14 protein-coding genes are annotated in these 15,005 nt (G+C 61.8%); 6 read left to right on the forward strand and 8 right to left on the reverse strand.

What is annotated here, in order from left to right; translation table 11 throughout:
- Window positions 1-2: 2 nt before the first annotated feature.
- From ligK to AB3X86_RS17350, 4 genes are all read right to left on the reverse strand, one after another.
- Window positions 3-686 (reverse strand): 4-carboxy-4-hydroxy-2-oxoadipate aldolase/oxaloacetate decarboxylase, encoded by a 684-nt coding sequence (ligK, locus tag AB3X86_RS17335; protein WP_176120638.1) that lies wholly within the window; start codon window positions 684-686, stop codon window positions 3-5.
- A 2-nt stretch (window positions 687-688) separates the two neighbouring features.
- Entirely contained in the window at window positions 689-1,714 is a 1,026-nt protein-coding gene (locus tag AB3X86_RS17340; protein ID WP_368596904.1) for an amidohydrolase family protein, read from the reverse strand.
- 71 nt (window positions 1,715-1,785) lie between these two features.
- Complete coding sequence (locus AB3X86_RS17345; protein ID WP_368596905.1) at window positions 1,786-3,141, reverse strand: MFS transporter; 1,356 nt, start codon at window positions 3,139-3,141, stop codon at window positions 1,786-1,788.
- Between the two features lie 536 nt (window positions 3,142-3,677).
- A complete protein-coding gene (locus AB3X86_RS17350; RefSeq protein ID WP_368596906.1) occupies window positions 3,678-5,444 on the reverse strand; it encodes a tannase/feruloyl esterase family alpha/beta hydrolase in 1,767 nt (588 codons plus the stop codon).
- 1,014 nt (window positions 5,445-6,458) lie between these two features.
- Between AB3X86_RS17350 and AB3X86_RS17355 the strand changes: the two genes are divergently transcribed.
- The 4 genes from AB3X86_RS17355 to AB3X86_RS17370 all read left to right on the forward strand — a co-directional run bounded on the left by AB3X86_RS17355 (window position 6,459) and on the right by AB3X86_RS17370 (window position 8,882).
- A complete protein-coding gene (locus AB3X86_RS17355; protein ID WP_368596907.1) occupies window positions 6,459-7,553 on the forward strand; it encodes a porin in 1,095 nt (364 codons plus the stop codon).
- A gap of 20 nt (window positions 7,554-7,573) precedes the next feature.
- Complete coding sequence (locus AB3X86_RS17360) at window positions 7,574-7,864, forward strand: hypothetical protein (RefSeq protein ID WP_368596908.1); 291 nt, start codon at window positions 7,574-7,576, stop codon at window positions 7,862-7,864.
- Window positions 7,865-7,978: 114 nt separating this feature from the next.
- A complete protein-coding gene (locus AB3X86_RS17365) occupies window positions 7,979-8,380 on the forward strand; it encodes a DUF3597 domain-containing protein (RefSeq protein WP_176379642.1) in 402 nt (133 codons plus the stop codon).
- 82 nt (window positions 8,381-8,462) lie between these two features.
- On the forward strand, window positions 8,463-8,882 hold the full coding sequence (locus AB3X86_RS17370; RefSeq protein ID WP_368596909.1) for a hypothetical protein: 420 nt from the start codon (window positions 8,463-8,465) through the stop codon (window positions 8,880-8,882).
- A 300-nt stretch (window positions 8,883-9,182) separates the two neighbouring features.
- Here AB3X86_RS17370 and AB3X86_RS17375 read toward each other — a convergent pair whose 3' ends face one another.
- Window positions 9,183-10,874 (reverse strand): Na/Pi cotransporter family protein, encoded by a 1,692-nt coding sequence (locus AB3X86_RS17375; protein WP_368596910.1) that lies wholly within the window; start codon window positions 10,872-10,874, stop codon window positions 9,183-9,185.
- 379 nt (window positions 10,875-11,253) lie between these two features.
- Between AB3X86_RS17375 and AB3X86_RS17380 the strand changes: the two genes are divergently transcribed.
- Together AB3X86_RS17380 and AB3X86_RS17385 are read left to right on the forward strand one after the other, a co-directional pair.
- Window positions 11,254-11,994 carry a 3-ketoacyl-ACP reductase gene (locus AB3X86_RS17380; protein ID WP_176107575.1) on the forward strand — a complete coding sequence of 247 codons (741 nt, stop codon included), beginning with the start codon at window positions 11,254-11,256 and terminating at the stop codon, window positions 11,992-11,994.
- A gap of 108 nt (window positions 11,995-12,102) precedes the next feature.
- Window positions 12,103-12,576 carry a Fis family transcriptional regulator gene (locus AB3X86_RS17385; protein ID WP_368596911.1) on the forward strand — a complete coding sequence of 158 codons (474 nt, stop codon included), beginning with the start codon at window positions 12,103-12,105 and terminating at the stop codon, window positions 12,574-12,576.
- 16 nt (window positions 12,577-12,592) lie between these two features.
- Here the strand turns inward: AB3X86_RS17385 and AB3X86_RS17390 are convergent, their stop codons facing one another.
- From AB3X86_RS17390 to AB3X86_RS17400, 3 genes are read right to left on the reverse strand one after another with little or no spacing between them, the layout of a single operon-like run.
- Window positions 12,593-13,951: a cytochrome c gene (locus tag AB3X86_RS17390; protein WP_368596912.1), complete on the reverse strand. Its 1,359-nt coding sequence runs from the start codon at window positions 13,949-13,951 to the stop codon at window positions 12,593-12,595.
- Complete coding sequence (locus tag AB3X86_RS17395; RefSeq protein ID WP_368596913.1) at window positions 13,951-14,367, reverse strand: hypothetical protein; 417 nt, start codon at window positions 14,365-14,367, stop codon at window positions 13,951-13,953. The genes AB3X86_RS17390 and AB3X86_RS17395 overlap by 1 nt, the downstream gene beginning before the upstream one ends.
- Window positions 14,364-15,005, reverse strand: coding sequence for a heme-copper oxidase subunit III (locus AB3X86_RS17400; RefSeq protein ID WP_368596914.1), 642 nt, complete (start codon window positions 15,003-15,005; stop codon window positions 14,364-14,366). The genes AB3X86_RS17395 and AB3X86_RS17400 overlap by 4 nt, the downstream gene beginning before the upstream one ends.

A 15,005-nucleotide genomic window follows, 5' to 3' on the forward strand; every position in this document is an offset into this window, starting at 1 on the left:
TGTCAGTCCTTGTAACGCAGTCCAGCCTGCTCGAGCGGCCCGCGCATGTTGTACATATCGAGACCCAGCACACCGGAGGCGAGTTTCGCGCGCTTCTCGGCTTCGTTCGCCTCGCGCGCCGCGGCCTTGTCGAGCACCGCTTGCGCGGCGGCCGCCGGCACCACGACCACGCCGTCGTCATCGGCAACGACGACGTCGCCCGGCGTGACCAGTGCGCCCGCACACACGACCGGAATGTTCACCGAGCCGAGCGTCGCCTTGACCGTGCCCTTCGCGGAAATCGCCTTGCTCCAGACCGGGAAGTTCATTTCGGTCAGCACGCCGACGTCGCGCACACCGGCGTCGATGATCAGCGCATGCGCGCCGCGCGCCTGGAAGCTGGTTGCAAGCAGATCGCCGAAGTAGCCGTCGGTGCTCTCCGCGGTGACCCCTGCGACGACGACGTCGCCCGGCCGGATCTGTTCGGCCGCGACGTGCAGCATCCAGTTGTCGCCCGGTTGCAGCAGCACCGTGACGGCCGTGCCGCTCGCGCGCGCGCCGGTATAGATCGGACGCATATACGGCTGGAGCAAGCCCGTGCGGCCCATGGCTTCATGCACGGTGGCCGAACCGAGCGCGCCGAGTTTCGCGGCCACGTCCGCATCCGCGCGCTGGATGTTGCGATACACGACTCCGATTTCATACATGATTACAGCCCCTTCGTTTTCAGCAAGGCATCGAGACGCGGATAGACGCGCCGCGCGTTGCCTTCGTAGATCTTGTAGCGCTGCTCCGGATTCATATCCGCGGCTTCAACGTAGCGCTTCGTGTCATCGAAATAGTGGCCGGTTTCCGGATCGATGCCGCGCACCGCGCCGATCATCTCGCTCGCGAACAGGATGTTGTCCACGGGAATCACGCGCGTGAGCAGATCGATGCCCGGCTGATGATAGACACAGGTGTCGAAAAACACGTTGTTCAGCAGATGGTCCTTCAGCAACGGCTTCTTCATTTCCTGCGCGAGGCCGCGGAAACGACCCCAGTGATACGGCACCGCGCCGCCGCCGTGCGGAATTACGAACCGCAGCGTCGGGAAATCACGGAACAGGTCCGAGGTCAGGCACTGCATGAACGCGGTGGTATCCGCATTCAGGTAGTGCGAACCGGTGGTGTGGAAGCACGCATTGCAGCTCGTGCTTACGTGAATCATCGCGGGAATGTCGTACTCGACCATCTTCTCGTAGATCGGGTACCACGAGCGGTCCGACAGCGGCGGGCTGGTCCAGTGGCCGCCCGATGGATCGGGATTCAGGTTGATCGCGACATTGCCGTACTGCTCGACGCATTTGACGAGTTCAGGAATACAGGTGGCCGGATCGACACCCGGACTTTGCGGCAGCATCGCGGCCGGCACGAAGTTCTCGGGAAACAGCTGGCTCACGCGAAAGCACAGTTCATTGCAGATCGCGGCCCACGTGCTGGAGACTTCGAAGTCACCGATGTGATGCGCCATGAAGCTCGCACGCGGACTGAAGATCGTCAGATCGAGGCCACGCTCACGCATCAGTTTCAACTGGTTGTTTTCGATCGACTCGCGCAGCTCGTCGTCGCTGATCTGCAATTCCGACACCGCCGGCATCTCGGACGGACTCTTGATGCCTGCGATCTGGCGGTTACGCCACGCCTCCAACGCTTTGGGCGCGGTGGTGTAGTGGCCGTGAATGTCGATGATCACCGTGATTCCTCAGTAGATGAATTTAACCAGCGGCGCGCGCGAACCGCACGCGCGCCACGTACCTGCGTGCGTCAATGCGCGGTATTCGGCTGCGCAGCCGTACCGGTGCCGCCCGCGCGCTGGCTCACCAGGATGGCGATCGCGGCGAGCGTAGCGGGGATCGCAAGCATGGCGAGGATCGCGCCGAACTGCCAGCCGAAGCCGAGCAGCGCGCCGCCGATCGCCGAGCCGAAGATGCTGCCGAAGCGGCCCATGCCGAGCATCCAGCTCACACCGGTCGCACGCGCAACGGTCGGGTAGCGGCCGGGCGCAAATGCGTTCAGACCGGTTTGCGCGCCGCTCATGCAGAAGCCCGCGGCAAACACCAGCAATGCGAGCGACGACGACATCGCGCCGATGTAGCCGAGCCCGAGCACGCACACTGCGCCGCCGATATACGCGGCGCTGATGACCGGCGCCGGACGCGCCTTGTCCATGACCCAGCCGACCAGCACCGCGCCGATCGTGCCGCCGATCTGGAACATCGCCGTGATGTTGGCCGCGGTGGTGACCGACAGACCCGCATCCTTCATCAGCGTCGGCAGCCAGCCGGTCAGCAGATAAATCACGAGCAGGCCCATGAAATACGTGACCCACAGCGCGATCGTCATCGAGCCATAGCCTTGCGAGAACAGCACGCCGATCGGCTTGCGCGTCGGCAGCGGCGGTTCGTTCGACACGAACACTTCATTGCCGGTGAAACGCACGCCGCACACCCGGCCGAGCACCTTGCCGATACGCTGCGCAGGCGCGCCGCGCACCGCGAGCAAACGGGCCGACTCGGGCAGCAGCCAGATCTGGAACGGGATCAGCACGAGCGGCAGCGCGCCGCCGAAAATCAGCACCGAGCGCCAGCCGTGAACCGGAATCAGCCAGCCGGCCGCGAAGCCGATCAATGCCGAGCCGAGATTGAAGCCCGTGAACATCACGGTGATCAGCAGCGCGCGCTTGCGTTGCGGTGCGTACTCGGACAGCAGCGTCGTCGAGTTCGGCATCGCCGCGCCGAGGCCGACACCGCTCAACAGACGCAGCGCCGCCATCGAAAACGACGATTGCGTGAACGCAGTCGCGATCGTAAACACGCCGAACAGAAACACCGACGTAATCAGCACCCACTTGCGGCCGATGCGGTCCGATGCCGGACCCGCGAACAATGCGCCAATCACGAGACCGATCGGCGCCGCACTCATCACGAGACCGAATTCGGGACGCGAAATACCCCAATCATGAATGATGGACGGTGCGACGAAACCCATGATCGCGACGTCCATGCCATCGGCGGTCACGATCAGAAAACACAGCACTACCAGCAGCCACTGGTAGGGCGAGATCGGCCGTTCATCGATGAACTTCTTGATATCAATTCTGTTACCGCTGGTAGTACTCATCAAAACTCTCCTGTCTCCTTCAATGGCCTCATCGCGCGCTCGACGCGGGTTGCTTCGCAAAGTGCGTCGTAACCATCGTGGCGATGGGGCCCCTGCACGCCCTACTCAAACAACTGGCGTGACGGTACGTTTCGTCCTTCGCGGGCCAAAGCGCGGGTTAACCATATGGTCGAAGCGAGTATCCGCACTTTCAGCGTTCCGCATAGCATCGTCGAAGTCTGTCCGATTCGCGCAAAGCGGCACCGGACCGGCGTTCGACCTAGGCCCACCGCCCTTCGAAGCGGCCTTGCCGAACGCCAGTTGGTACGCCAACTGATAAACAAAACAGATGACGCGGGAACGAACTCGCATAGAACGGCAGCGCGACGCCCCGCTTTTGCGATCGACGTGAATGCGCCGCGCTGGCAGCGGATTTGCCCCACGACAAAAGGGCTCAAAAGAAAAAGCGGATGACCATGCCACGGCCATGCAGCTTCGGAATGAGCCGGCCTCGCGGACCGGCTCGTACTCAGTTAGCGCTCTGTGCGAGACCCGGTTCAGGGCGCCGCGACACCGCGCGTCGCCGGCGTATAAGGCGTGTAGAAGCTCGAACCCGCCCACGTACGCGAGGCTGCCGTGTAGAGCGGTGCGCCTTGCGTGTAGTTCGCGCCGTCGTGCCAGTCGCCCGAACCGGTGTACTTCGCGACCGCCGGGTACGGATAGACCGGACGCGAAGCCGTTACGTTGTTCGACGAATCGGTCTGATACGTCATCACCGAAGTCGGCACCTTGGATTCTTCGACCCAGTTGGTGATCTTCGACACGAGGTCGATATTCGGGTTGCCTTCGCCGCCACCGCAGTGGCCGACGCCCGGCACCAGATACAGCCGCGCGAACTGGTCGACGCTCGACGTGCCCATCGTGTTCTGCATCGCCTCGTAGTACTGGATCGTAAACAGCGGCGAGATGTGCTGATCCGCCCAGCCGTGCCACAGGATCAGCTTGCCGCCGGCAGCGTTGAACGCGGACAGGTCCGGGCTCGTCGCGTCGATGAACGGATGGTTCGCCTTCAGATAAGTCGGGTAGAAGCTGGCGTCCTGGTAGCCGAAGGTGTCGATGGTCGGCATCGTCGGCGAGCCCGTGAAGATCAGGTTGTACGCGCCCGTCACGATCGAATAGCTGAACAGCTTCGTCACGGAAACCGGTGCATCCGTCGAGTTCGACGTCGGCACTTCGACGCCAACCCAGTTCGCTTCCGAACCGTACTGCGGCGAACCCGCGAGCATGTACTCGCCGGTCGTCGCATCGGTCGGACCGCTGTAAATGGCCTTCGCTGTCGTGACTTCAGCCGCGGTCAGGCAGTTGCTGGTGCTCGTCGCGCCGCTCGCGCACTGGATCGTCGCGGGATCGAAATGGCAGGTACGCGGATCGGCGATCAGGCCATCGGCCGCGCCGCTGCCGCCGCCGCACGCCGCCGCGACAGCTTTGTGCAGCAGCGTCGCCTTGTCGGCATACAGAATCGCATTGCCGGCGCTGGTGCCGGTCGTGCTTTGCGACTTCACGCTCCAGCCGTGATACAGCGAGTTCTGGATCTGGAAGTGCGCAGCCGGCGCGCCCGCGACGATACCGTCGTAGTCGGTCGGGTAACGTTGCGCGGCCATCAGCGCTTCGCGGCCGCCGTCCGAGCAGCCGATGAAGTACGAATACTTCTGCGTCTGTCCGTAGTAAGCCTTGATCAGTTTTTTCGCGGCGAGCGTCGTGATGTGCTGACCGCGATACGCGAAGTCAGCCTGCTTTTGCGGGTCCGTGGTCCAGCTCGAATCCTGGCCCGAGTGACCCATGTCGGTCGCCGCCGTCACAAAGCCGCCCTGCTGCACGAGCGGGCACTGGTAGGAGAAGCTGAACGAGCTTTGCCGGGTCGGGTCGCTCAGGTTGCCGCACAGACCGCCGCAACCGAGTTCCGCGAAGCGCTGCGTCCATGTGCTGACCGGCAGAGCGACTTCGAACGTGTTCGACGGAGCGAGCGTGCCCTTCACCGTACAGAACGCGACCGTCGCGCCGTTGACCGTTGCGTTGGTCACGGTCGCCGAGGTAATCGTACTACCGGCGCCGCCGATGTCGGTGATATCGATTGAAGCGAGCTTCGAGCAATCGACGACCGGTTGCACGGCTGCCAATGGCGTGTACGTGAGCGTGCCGCCACCGCTACCGCCGCCGCATGCGGCGACGATCGCGGCCGTCGCGCAAACGCCGACGAACGTCAGCAGTGAAACGCCGCGCGCCTTGATGCGCGACAGCAACTTCAGGGGTTGCAGTGTTCTCATACTTGTTCTCCTGCGTGGTTGTCACGGTCCACTATTGGGCCCGCGCATGTGCTCGCGGTGCGCATCACGCATTCACGATGCGTGACGCATGTCTTCTTCACCTTCATCGATTCAAATCTCCTCTTTTATTACTTCGGCTTTTAGAAACGTCTTCGTTCTTCTGGTCGCGGCGGTGCGCTCGCACAGGCTCGCCGGATTTTGACGCGACGTTAGCCAGACGGTGAATGACAGGAAATCGCGGGTTAACCACAAGGATCAGCGATATCGGCGGCTCTCCGATGCGCTCGCACGTCCAACTCGATGACGCTCGACACCGCGCTCGAACCGATGGCACAAGGAATGACAGGCGGCGCCGCAAACCGATTCGACCGTGTGCCGCTATCTCCTACGGTCGCACGCAATAATTTGTTTAGATGCGAAAAGAAACAAATTGGAATCGGTAGTCGGTAGCACTATGAGTCGCCAACGACTTCCGCGAAGTGATGACGCGAGAAAGCAGAAAAGTACTGCTTCTATGCGATGCAACGACAACGACAGCCTCCGCGCGCGTGATCTCATAGAGAAGAACAAGACGTCAATCTCGGCTATTGCCAGGTTGTGGCATGAACCCAACGCCATCTCCACTCGCGTTGCGAATCAACGCGAAGAGCTTTCTGTTTTGTTTATTGACGCGTTGTCGTGACATTTGCGCTTCTTACACCTTCCATTCTCCTGCTTTACGACGAGCAAACATCACGTTGCCGCGACGCAAACGCAAATCTTTTATTTTTCAATGAGCTATCACGCATAGTCGGAAATGAGACAGTCAGAGCGCCGCCTCGCGAGTTCGCGTAAACCCCGCGATGTCGGAGAGCCCGCATTTCAATCAGCTGCATTTTTCGGTCCGGCTGCGCTACTTCCTCCGCAACATCGCGCCGACTATATTGAGCGCCGTTCACACCTCCCCTTCACCAATACGGCCATAGCCATATGACTTCGCTTGGCATGACGAAATATCAAAACGAGATCATTTCAATGAAGAAGACGCAGATCGCGCTCGCCATTTTCGCGGGTGCCTTGATGTCGACGGCAGCACACGCGCAAAGCAGCGTCACGCTATTCGGCCTCATGGATACCGGCGTTACGTATGTGAATAACCAGGGTGGCAAACACAACGTGAAGATGGATGACGGCGTCAATGGACCGAACCTGTGGGGCATGAGAGGCACAGAAGATCTCGGTGGCGGCACCAAGGCCATCTTCGAGCTCGTGAACCAGTACCAGCTGAACAACGGGCAATTCATGCCCAATTCGAGCCTGTTCAGCCGTCTTTCGTACGTGGGGCTCGTCGACGATCGCCTCGGCAAGTTCACGCTCGGTAATCAGTATGACTTCATGACGGACTCACTATTCGCAGGCGGCAACGATCCTGCCAACGTCTCCGGCCACTTCTACTCATTCCGCGCGGGTCCGTTCCAGAAACTCGCTCTGCCGCAGAATCCGACCGGCGCGTTCGACTGGGATCGCATGGCCGGCGTCAGCCTCAATAACTCGGTCAGATACGTGTCGCCAGTGTTCGGTGGATTCAGCGCGGGCGCGATGTATGGCTTCGGCAACGTGGCGGGCTCTATCGGCGCGGGCAATTCGACCAGCTTCGCGCTCAACTACGCGGCGAATTCCTTCGGCGCCAACGCCGCCTACACGAACGTAAAGTACTACACGGCCGGTTCCCCGCAGGTCAGCGTGCGCAACTGGGGGCTCGGCGCGCACTACGGATTCGGCTCATGGTTCACCAACGCGCTGTTCACGACCGTGCACAACTCGGCGAACGGCGGCTCGGTCTATGAAGGCTCGGTCGGGGTGCAGTACCAGTTCACATCGGCACTCGCCACTGGCGCGTCGTATATGTACATGAAGGGCAATTCGGTCGTCGACAACAATCACGCGCACCAGATCGCGGCGATCGTCGACTACTCGCTGTCAAAGCGCACGAGCGTCTACGTGATGGGTCTGTATCAGCGCGCAAGCTCCGGCGGCTTCGCGCAGATCAACGGCATGAATAGCGCGGACGGCGCATCGAGCGGCCAGACCCAGGCTATCGCACGGGTCGGCTTGCATACGCACTTCTGACACCGGAAACCGTCGAAGAGTTGGAGACGATCGCACGCACGTTCGATACGCCGCTGCTCGTGAACATCGACGAAGGCGGGCGCACGCCGCAACTGACGCCGGCTGAATTGCAGAAGCTCGGTTTTTCGATTGCGATTTATCCGGCATCGGGCTTTCTGGCGGTCGCGAAAGCGCTGCAGGATGTCTACGGCCAGATCAAGGCGCAGCGCGGCACCAGGCACGTGGAAAATACCATGTACCCATTCTCCGAAATGTGCAAGTTGATGGGCTTCCCAGCGGTATGGCAGTTCGACCGTGAGCACGCCGAATGACGACGGGCTGACAAAATATTACGTTTTTTGCCGTGCTAGACGCGTAGCATATCGGGGGCATGTCCCGCGAGCGCCCCCACTCGCATTCGTCATTCAACCGCGGAGATTTCGGAAATGAGTATTTTTGGTGACATCGTGCACAAGCTGTTCGGCAAAGCGAAGCCGGACCAACCTCCCCCCGCGACGGAAGCCACCCCCGACCCGGCCGCCGCGCAAGCCGCGACGCCCAACGCGCCCGCCGCACCCGCACCGCTGACCGACGTCGACGTGGCCGCCGTGATGGATCAACTCGTCAGCGAAAGCGGACAGACGTTGAACTGGCGAACGTCGATTGTCGACACGATGAAGGCGCTCGGCGTCGACAGCAGTCTCGAACACCGCAAGCAGCTTGCGCAGGAATTGAAGTACAGCGGGGATATGAACGACTCAGCGAGCATGAACATCTGGCTGCACAAGCAGGTGATGCAGGCGCTCGCTGCAAACGGCGGCAAGCTGCCGCCCGATCTGGCAAGCTAGGCACGACAAAGCAGGCGTCTCGCAGAAAGCGAAGCGCAGCGCAGTGGAAGTCCCGCAGTAAAAATCAATCGCTCAAACGAAGTTGCCCGGTCGAATCACTGAACCGGGCAACTCGGACCTTCTCGGCGCGGCAAACAATGCTCGCGCAATCGGCTGGCAAAAAACGCGCATTGCACGCGCCCTGGACAGCACGATTGCCGTCAGCCCACGTATTCAAACGCGGCTGACCGAACAGATTGCGATGGAATATACGCGGCTATTGCGCCGCGGTGAGCTTGAGTCCCGGCCGGAGTGGCTGGGGAGGCTCCAGAGGAGCCTTGCGTTCGTCCGATACCTGTTCGATTCCCTTTCTCGTAACTTCTTCGAGGAAGGTCAGGCGAGCCCGATAGTAATCGGCACGCAGCTGTGCGTCGAGCACAAGCTGTTCGGCCTGAAACAGTTCCATGCGCAAGTTGTTCAGCGCACGTTCGGCCTGTTTCTCGGGAGTAGGAGCATGTTGTGAAGCCCAGTTAGCAAGCCACCTTATCATGGTGAATCCCTCCTTGAGTTCAATGCTCTGCTGCGACAAAGGCTATCAAATAATGGACGCGGCGTGTGTTAAATCGTTACAGGCGTTGCAAGCTGCACTACTGATACCACAACCCGCGCGACAAGAAAAAAGCCCGCACAGCAAAGGCGGGCAATCCCACTCTCTTTGAAAGCGTGTCACGAGGATGACACGCCACAAGTTTAACCGTCATGCAACCCGCACCTACGTGTGCTGGCGATCAGTTCCGCACGAATATATCGATCGCCATTGAATCTATTGAAGCGCCGCCACGTTTTTCGCAATGGCCCGCGCAAACTGCGCGATCTGCCGGCCCTGCTCGATCAGATCCATCGCCAGCCGGAACGTGACGACGTCCGTCTTGTCGGCCAACTGAAGCTTCGCGAGCACGACCTGACGCGCGGTCGCGGCGAGTTTCTCGATGCCGGCTTTCGCGTCGATGACCTTCGCGACTTCCGCCGGGTCGGGCGCCTCGATCGTGCGGATCGCCTGCTCGAGATTGCGGATCACCGCCGCGGAAAACTGCGTGGTCGCCGCATCGCGCAGGCGCAACAGGTCGATCTGCTGCGTCATTCGCTGCTGCGCGACGCTCAGCAGCGTCGTGCCGACAATGCCGCTGATGCTTTCGAGGTGGCTCGTGACCTGCGTATAGCCGACCATCTGCTGACCTTCCTCCTCCGAGTGTTCTCCCTTCGACAGGCGGCCGATATATTGAAGAATCTCGAAGGAGAGCCGATCGCTCTCCTTGTCCTTATCAAGCATCTGATTGATCTCTTCCATCGTGCCCGTCGACACCATCTGGGAGCCGCGTTGCACGACTTCGAGCACCTGCATGCCGAGCCGGGTCAGCTCGATGCGCACGCGCTGCAATCCAAGCGCCGGCACCGTCAATACCGACTCGTCGAGATACTGCGGATCGCCCGCGGGTTTGGCGGGCTTCGCGCGCTGCGGCACGATCAGTTGCGCGAACCGCGCGATGGGACCGGTAAACCAGATCAGCAGCAGCGTATTTGCGACGCTGAACAAAGTATGCACATTGGCTACCTGGCGCGGCGCCTCGGCCGCGAGGCGCTCGAGGCCCTGCAGGTCCGGATGCGACGGCGATATCCAGCGCACGAATTCCGCCATCTGAGGAATCAGGAAGAGCGCGATCCCGACGCCGAGCACATTGAACACCAGATGCACGACGCCCACCTGCACCGCTTCCGGTGGCTTGCCGATCGATGCCAGTAAGGCCGTGCCGCAGGTGCCGACATTCGCGCCGAGAATCAGCGTGATGGCGGCGTCGAGGGGCATCAGGCCCTGCCCGCTCAGCGCAATTACGACCGCGAGCGTCGCCGCCGAGCTTTGCACGATCGCGGTGAAGACCGCCCCCACGATGACCCCGACGAGCGGATTGCGCATGTCCTGCATCGCGTCGATGAACGGCTGGTACGTGCGCAATGGATGCGTGGACTCGCCCATCAGTTGGATGCCCATGAACAGCAGGCCTAGCCCCATCACGACGCGGCCGATCTGCCGCAGCAGTTCGCGCGGAGCAAACGCGTGCAGCACGAAGCCGATCGAGAGCATGTAGGGCGTCAGACGCGAAACGTCGAAGGCGATGATCTGCGCGGTGATGGTCGAGCCGATGTTCGCGCCCATGATCATCGGCACCGACTGGGCAAGTGTCATCAGCCCGGCGGACACGAAGCCGACCATCAGCACCGTCGTGATGGTCGATGAGTTCAGCAACGCGGTCACGATGGCACCCGCCAACACGCCGCGAAACCGGTTCGCGGTCAGCACGCCGATCAACGACTGCAACTTCGAGCCCGCGATCGCCTTAAGCCCGCCGGTCAAGAACTCCAGCCCGAGAAGAAACAGCGCGAGGCCGCCGATCAACAGCCCGAAGATCCCAAGGATGTTCAACTTGTCGGGATCGATGTCAGCAAGATAATCAGCCATCCTGATGTGCCTCTGATGATCACACAAATAGATGCGGGAGCAAGGGACGGCTTCGCTCCCGGGATCGACGATCCGTGCCGGCGGTCTGCCGCGCTGTGTCCGGGGCAGCTACTTAAGGCTAACGCTAAGGGTATGAGGAAGACGGCGCGCAGGCAAGGACAGGAAAGCGGCCGGCGGCATCGGGACCGCGGAGTTCGCAAAGCATTCAACCGTCAATCAAGATAATTCATTGCCTCGTCAAACAACGATTCCGGCATCCGATTTGGCAGTTAACCCGTAGGTGAAAATGCCCATCGTCCCGGCCGTTTGCCGCTGCCAATAATAGGTCCATCCTCCAATCAAACTTGCTCAACTCACCCCCAAACAAGAAGGAGGACTTATGGCAAATCGTGTTGCATACGTAACCGGCGGCATGGGTGGCATCGGAACCGCCATCTGCCAGCGCTTGCACAAAGAGAACTACACCGTCATTGCGGGCTGCGGACCGAACTCGACGCGCAAAGCCCGATGGCTGGAAGATCAGAAAGCGCTCGGCTTTAACTTCATCGCCTCGGAAGGTAACGTCGCGGATTGGGAGTCCACCGCCAAAGCGTTCGAGAAGGTCAGGACGGAAGTGGGCGAAGTCGACGTGCTCGTCAACAACGCGGGCATCACGCGCGACGGCATGTTCCGCAAGATGACCTACGAAGACTGGCAAGCGGTGATCGACACCAATCTCACGAGTCTGTTCAACGTGACCAAACAGGTCATCGAGAGCATGGTCGGCCGGGGCTTTGGGCGCATCATCAACATCTCGTCGGTCAACGGCCAGAAAGGCCAATTCGGGCAGACCAACTACTCCACCGCCAAGGCCGGCATTCACGGCTTCACGATGGCGCTCGCGCAGGAAGTGGCCACCAAGAACGTGACGGTCAACACCGTGTCGCCCGGCTATATCGGCACCGACATGGTCAAGGCCATCCGTCCGGAGGTGCTGGAAAAAATCGTCGCGACGATTCCGGTACGGCGTCTCGGTACGCCGGAAGAGATTGCGTCGATCGTCGCGTGGATCGCGTCGGATGAAGCGGGCTTTGCGACCGGAGCGGATTTCTCGCTGAACGGCGGTCTGCATATGGGCTAACGGGAACGGCGCCGCGTGTGACGCGGCGCAGCCGTGTTCCGTTATCGACGTTGTCAGGTTCCGTGATGGTTTAGCGGCCCGGCGCAAGCCGGCCGCCTCAGTGAGCATATGACCAGAAAAGCGAGCCCTACTCGCGCCGCACCCGCGAAGTCGCCGCGCACCCGCCCGAAGGCGATGCTGCGCCCGATCGTGCCTGCCAAAGCAGGCGAAATCTCGCTCGACTATCACATGACGCTCGAAGCATTACGCAGCGGCGTCGCCAATCAATATCACGTCGGCAGCATGGCGCAGGCCATTTACATGGCGATGCTGCTGAATCAGCGCGGCTATGGTTCGGCCGTACCCGAGCTGTTTCGCGACGCGGAGGGCGTGATTCTGCGCTGCCGCCAGGCGGGACTCCAAACCGGCATCTGTGTGGTCGATCACGACGCCTACGCGCTGCTCGGTCAGGTCCTCACGCTCTTCGATCAGCAACTCGCGGTGACGCCAGTGGGAGAGTTGATCGCGGTCAACGCGAAGCTGAAGACCCTGTTCAGCGCCGCCAATGGCCACGGTGACGTCGACAGCGGGAACACCGCATAACGACGCGTATTGGCATTTACTTGTGCAATGCGCCGCGCACATCAGATACATCGTTTCGCGTGACCGGTCCGGCCGCATTTCCCCATGTGGTTCGAACAAAGGTGAGCACACGGGCCATTTCCGTGTCCGTGAGCTTGCCGGCGAAAGACGGCATCTTGTGCGACTCCGGTCCCGACTCGGTATGCGGACTGCCGCCGCCCTCGACCAGCAACCGCACCAGTGACGCGCTCGATGCCGACAGCACCGCGGGGTTGCCCGCGAGGCGCGGGTATTTATGCGGCACCCCGGCCCCGTCCATCTGATGACAGCGCGCGCAATACGACGCATAGATGCCCGCGCCGGGTCTTTCCACATCGCCGGTTTTCAGCGCCTGCACGGTTTGCTGCGCGGCGCTGGAGCGTGCGTTGAAATTGCCGCTCGGCGCGTGCGACGGCAGGCTCTTCAGATACGCGGCGATCGCCGCGAGATCGTCGTCGTTCAGGTACTGCGTGCTGTCTTCGACGACCTGCACCATGCTGCCGAACGTGACGAGTCCGCCGCCGTGACCGTGTCGCAGGAAGTCGACGATGTCGGCCGCGGAACTTCGGCCGAGCCCCGAGCCTGGGTCGGCGCTCAGGTTCGGCGCAAACCAGTGGTCGTTGGTGCCACCCGTCAGATAGGCCGATGCCGACTCGTCGTAGCCGCGCTCTTCGTAGGCAGGTCCACGCGGCGTGTGGCAGGCGCCGCAATGGCCAAGCGATTGCACCAGATACGCACCGCGATTCCACTGCGCGTCATGTTTCGCATCGGCCTTGAACTGGCCTTTCGGTGCGAACACCCAATCCCAGAACATCAACACCCAGCGCTGATTGAATGGAAACGGCAAGCGCGTTTGCGGGGCCGGCACCGCGACCGGTTGCACGCCGTGCATGAAGTAGGCGTAGAGCGCGTGCATGTCGTCGTCGGTGATCTTCGCGAACGACGGGTACGGCATCGCCGGATAAAGCCGCTTGCCCCCGGGCGCGATGCCCTCGCGCAACGCGCGCGCGAAGTCGTCATAGCTATAACGGCCGATGCCGTATTGCGGGTCCGGCGTGATATTCGACGTATAGATCGTGCCGAACGGCGACCCCATGCCGAGCCCGCCGGCAAACGGCGGCGTAGCTTCAGGCGCCGCGCCCGGATGCGGGACGCGCGGGGCGGCGGTGTGGCAACCGGCGCAATCGGCGGCTTTGGCGAGATATGCGCCGCGGGCGATCTGCGCGGCGTCGGTCGAGGGGCTGGCGGCGTTTGCAGTCGCGTCGGCCGCGCTGGCGGCGTTTGCCACCGCTGCTATCGTCAGCGCGCACGCGGCCACGATGCCGTATCTGACCGTGTCGAGAACGTCGCGCTTCATCACCACCACCTGCACGGCGACACGATCGCGACCGCGACATCCGTTGCGATCAATGCGAACAGAAATAGCATGCTGGTCATCACCGCGACGTGCGTCAGAAACCAGTCGAGTTCGGCGCGCGTGCGACGCTCGCCGTTCAGCGCACCGAGTTTCAGCGGCGCGACGCGGCGCAGATTGCGCCATGCGACCCACGTGCCGAACGCGCCCGCGAGCAGACACACCGTGCCGAGCGCGACGATCGCCGGACGCATCCACGACACGAGCGGCGCGCCGAGCGGATGGTCGTGTGGATAGCAGGCCTGCGCGGCGAGCGTTTCCGCGAGCATCATCTGCAACAGCCACGCGAACGGCGCCGCGAGCAGACCGATCAGCACGTAGCGCATCGAGATGTGCGAGTCTCGGGGCACCGTCATCATGACCACTCCCGGAACAGATACGGCGTCAGATACAGCGTGCTGAAAATGAACAGCCACACGACATCGACGAAGTGCCAATACAGCCCGCCGATCGACAGCGCCGCGCAGCGCTTGTCGTCGAAATAGCCGAGCGCGGTCCAGATCGCCAGCAGCGTCAGCACGACGATGCCGACCAGCACGTGCGCCATGTGAAAGCCGGTAATCGTGAAGTACAGCGAGCCATACTGATGCGAGGTCAGGCCATAGGGGTGGTTGTGCCATTCGCGCAACTGAATGCCCATGAAGATGCAGCCCAGCACGATGCCCACCGCCATCGACGCGACCCCCAGCCGCAACCGCCGCCGGCGCACGCAGCGCTCGCAGAACCAGACGAACACGCTGCTCGACAGCAGAATGACCGTATTCGCGCCGCCGAGCCCGAGCTCCGGCAAGCCCTCGGGCGGCCAATGCTGCTGGCTCTGCGACGCCAGATACAGATACGAGAAGATCAGATAGCCGAACAGCGCGCCTTCGGTCGCGATCAGCGTGAAGCAGCCCCACCAGCCGCTCGACCGCTCGCCCGCGCTGCCAACCGGCAATGCTCGCGCGGTCTGTTCCGGTTCGCTCGACGCGCGATCGAAATTCAGTGCATCGCTCAC

It is taken from the genome of Paraburkholderia sp. BR14374 (genome assembly GCF_040948685.1).
In the GTDB taxonomy this organism is placed as follows: Bacteria; Pseudomonadota; Gammaproteobacteria; order Burkholderiales; family Burkholderiaceae; genus Paraburkholderia; species Paraburkholderia youngii.

Coding starts and splice junctions, on each gene's coding strand:
- ligK (WP_176120638.1), bottom strand. CDS start 686: ATGTATGAAATCGGAGTCGTGTATCGCAACATCCAGCGCGCGGATGCG.
- AB3X86_RS17345 (WP_368596905.1), bottom strand. CDS start 3,141: ATGAGTACTACCAGCGGTAACAGAATTGATATCAAGAAGTTCATCGAT.
- AB3X86_RS17350 (WP_368596906.1), bottom strand. CDS start 5,444: ATGAGAACACTGCAACCCCTGAAGTTGCTGTCGCGCATCAAGGCGCGC.
- AB3X86_RS17355 (WP_368596907.1), top strand. CDS start 6,459: ATGAAGAAGACGCAGATCGCGCTCGCCATTTTCGCGGGTGCCTTGATG.
- AB3X86_RS17365 (WP_176379642.1), top strand. CDS start 7,979: ATGAGTATTTTTGGTGACATCGTGCACAAGCTGTTCGGCAAAGCGAAG.
- AB3X86_RS17375 (WP_368596910.1), bottom strand. CDS start 10,874: ATGGCTGATTATCTTGCTGACATCGATCCCGACAAGTTGAACATCCTT.
- AB3X86_RS17380 (WP_176107575.1), top strand. CDS start 11,254: ATGGCAAATCGTGTTGCATACGTAACCGGCGGCATGGGTGGCATCGGA.
- AB3X86_RS17385 (WP_368596911.1), top strand. CDS start 12,103: ATGACCAGAAAAGCGAGCCCTACTCGCGCCGCACCCGCGAAGTCGCCG.
- AB3X86_RS17390 (WP_368596912.1), bottom strand. CDS start 13,951: ATGAAGCGCGACGTTCTCGACACGGTCAGATACGGCATCGTGGCCGCG.
- AB3X86_RS17395 (WP_368596913.1), bottom strand. CDS start 14,367: ATGATGACGGTGCCCCGAGACTCGCACATCTCGATGCGCTACGTGCTG.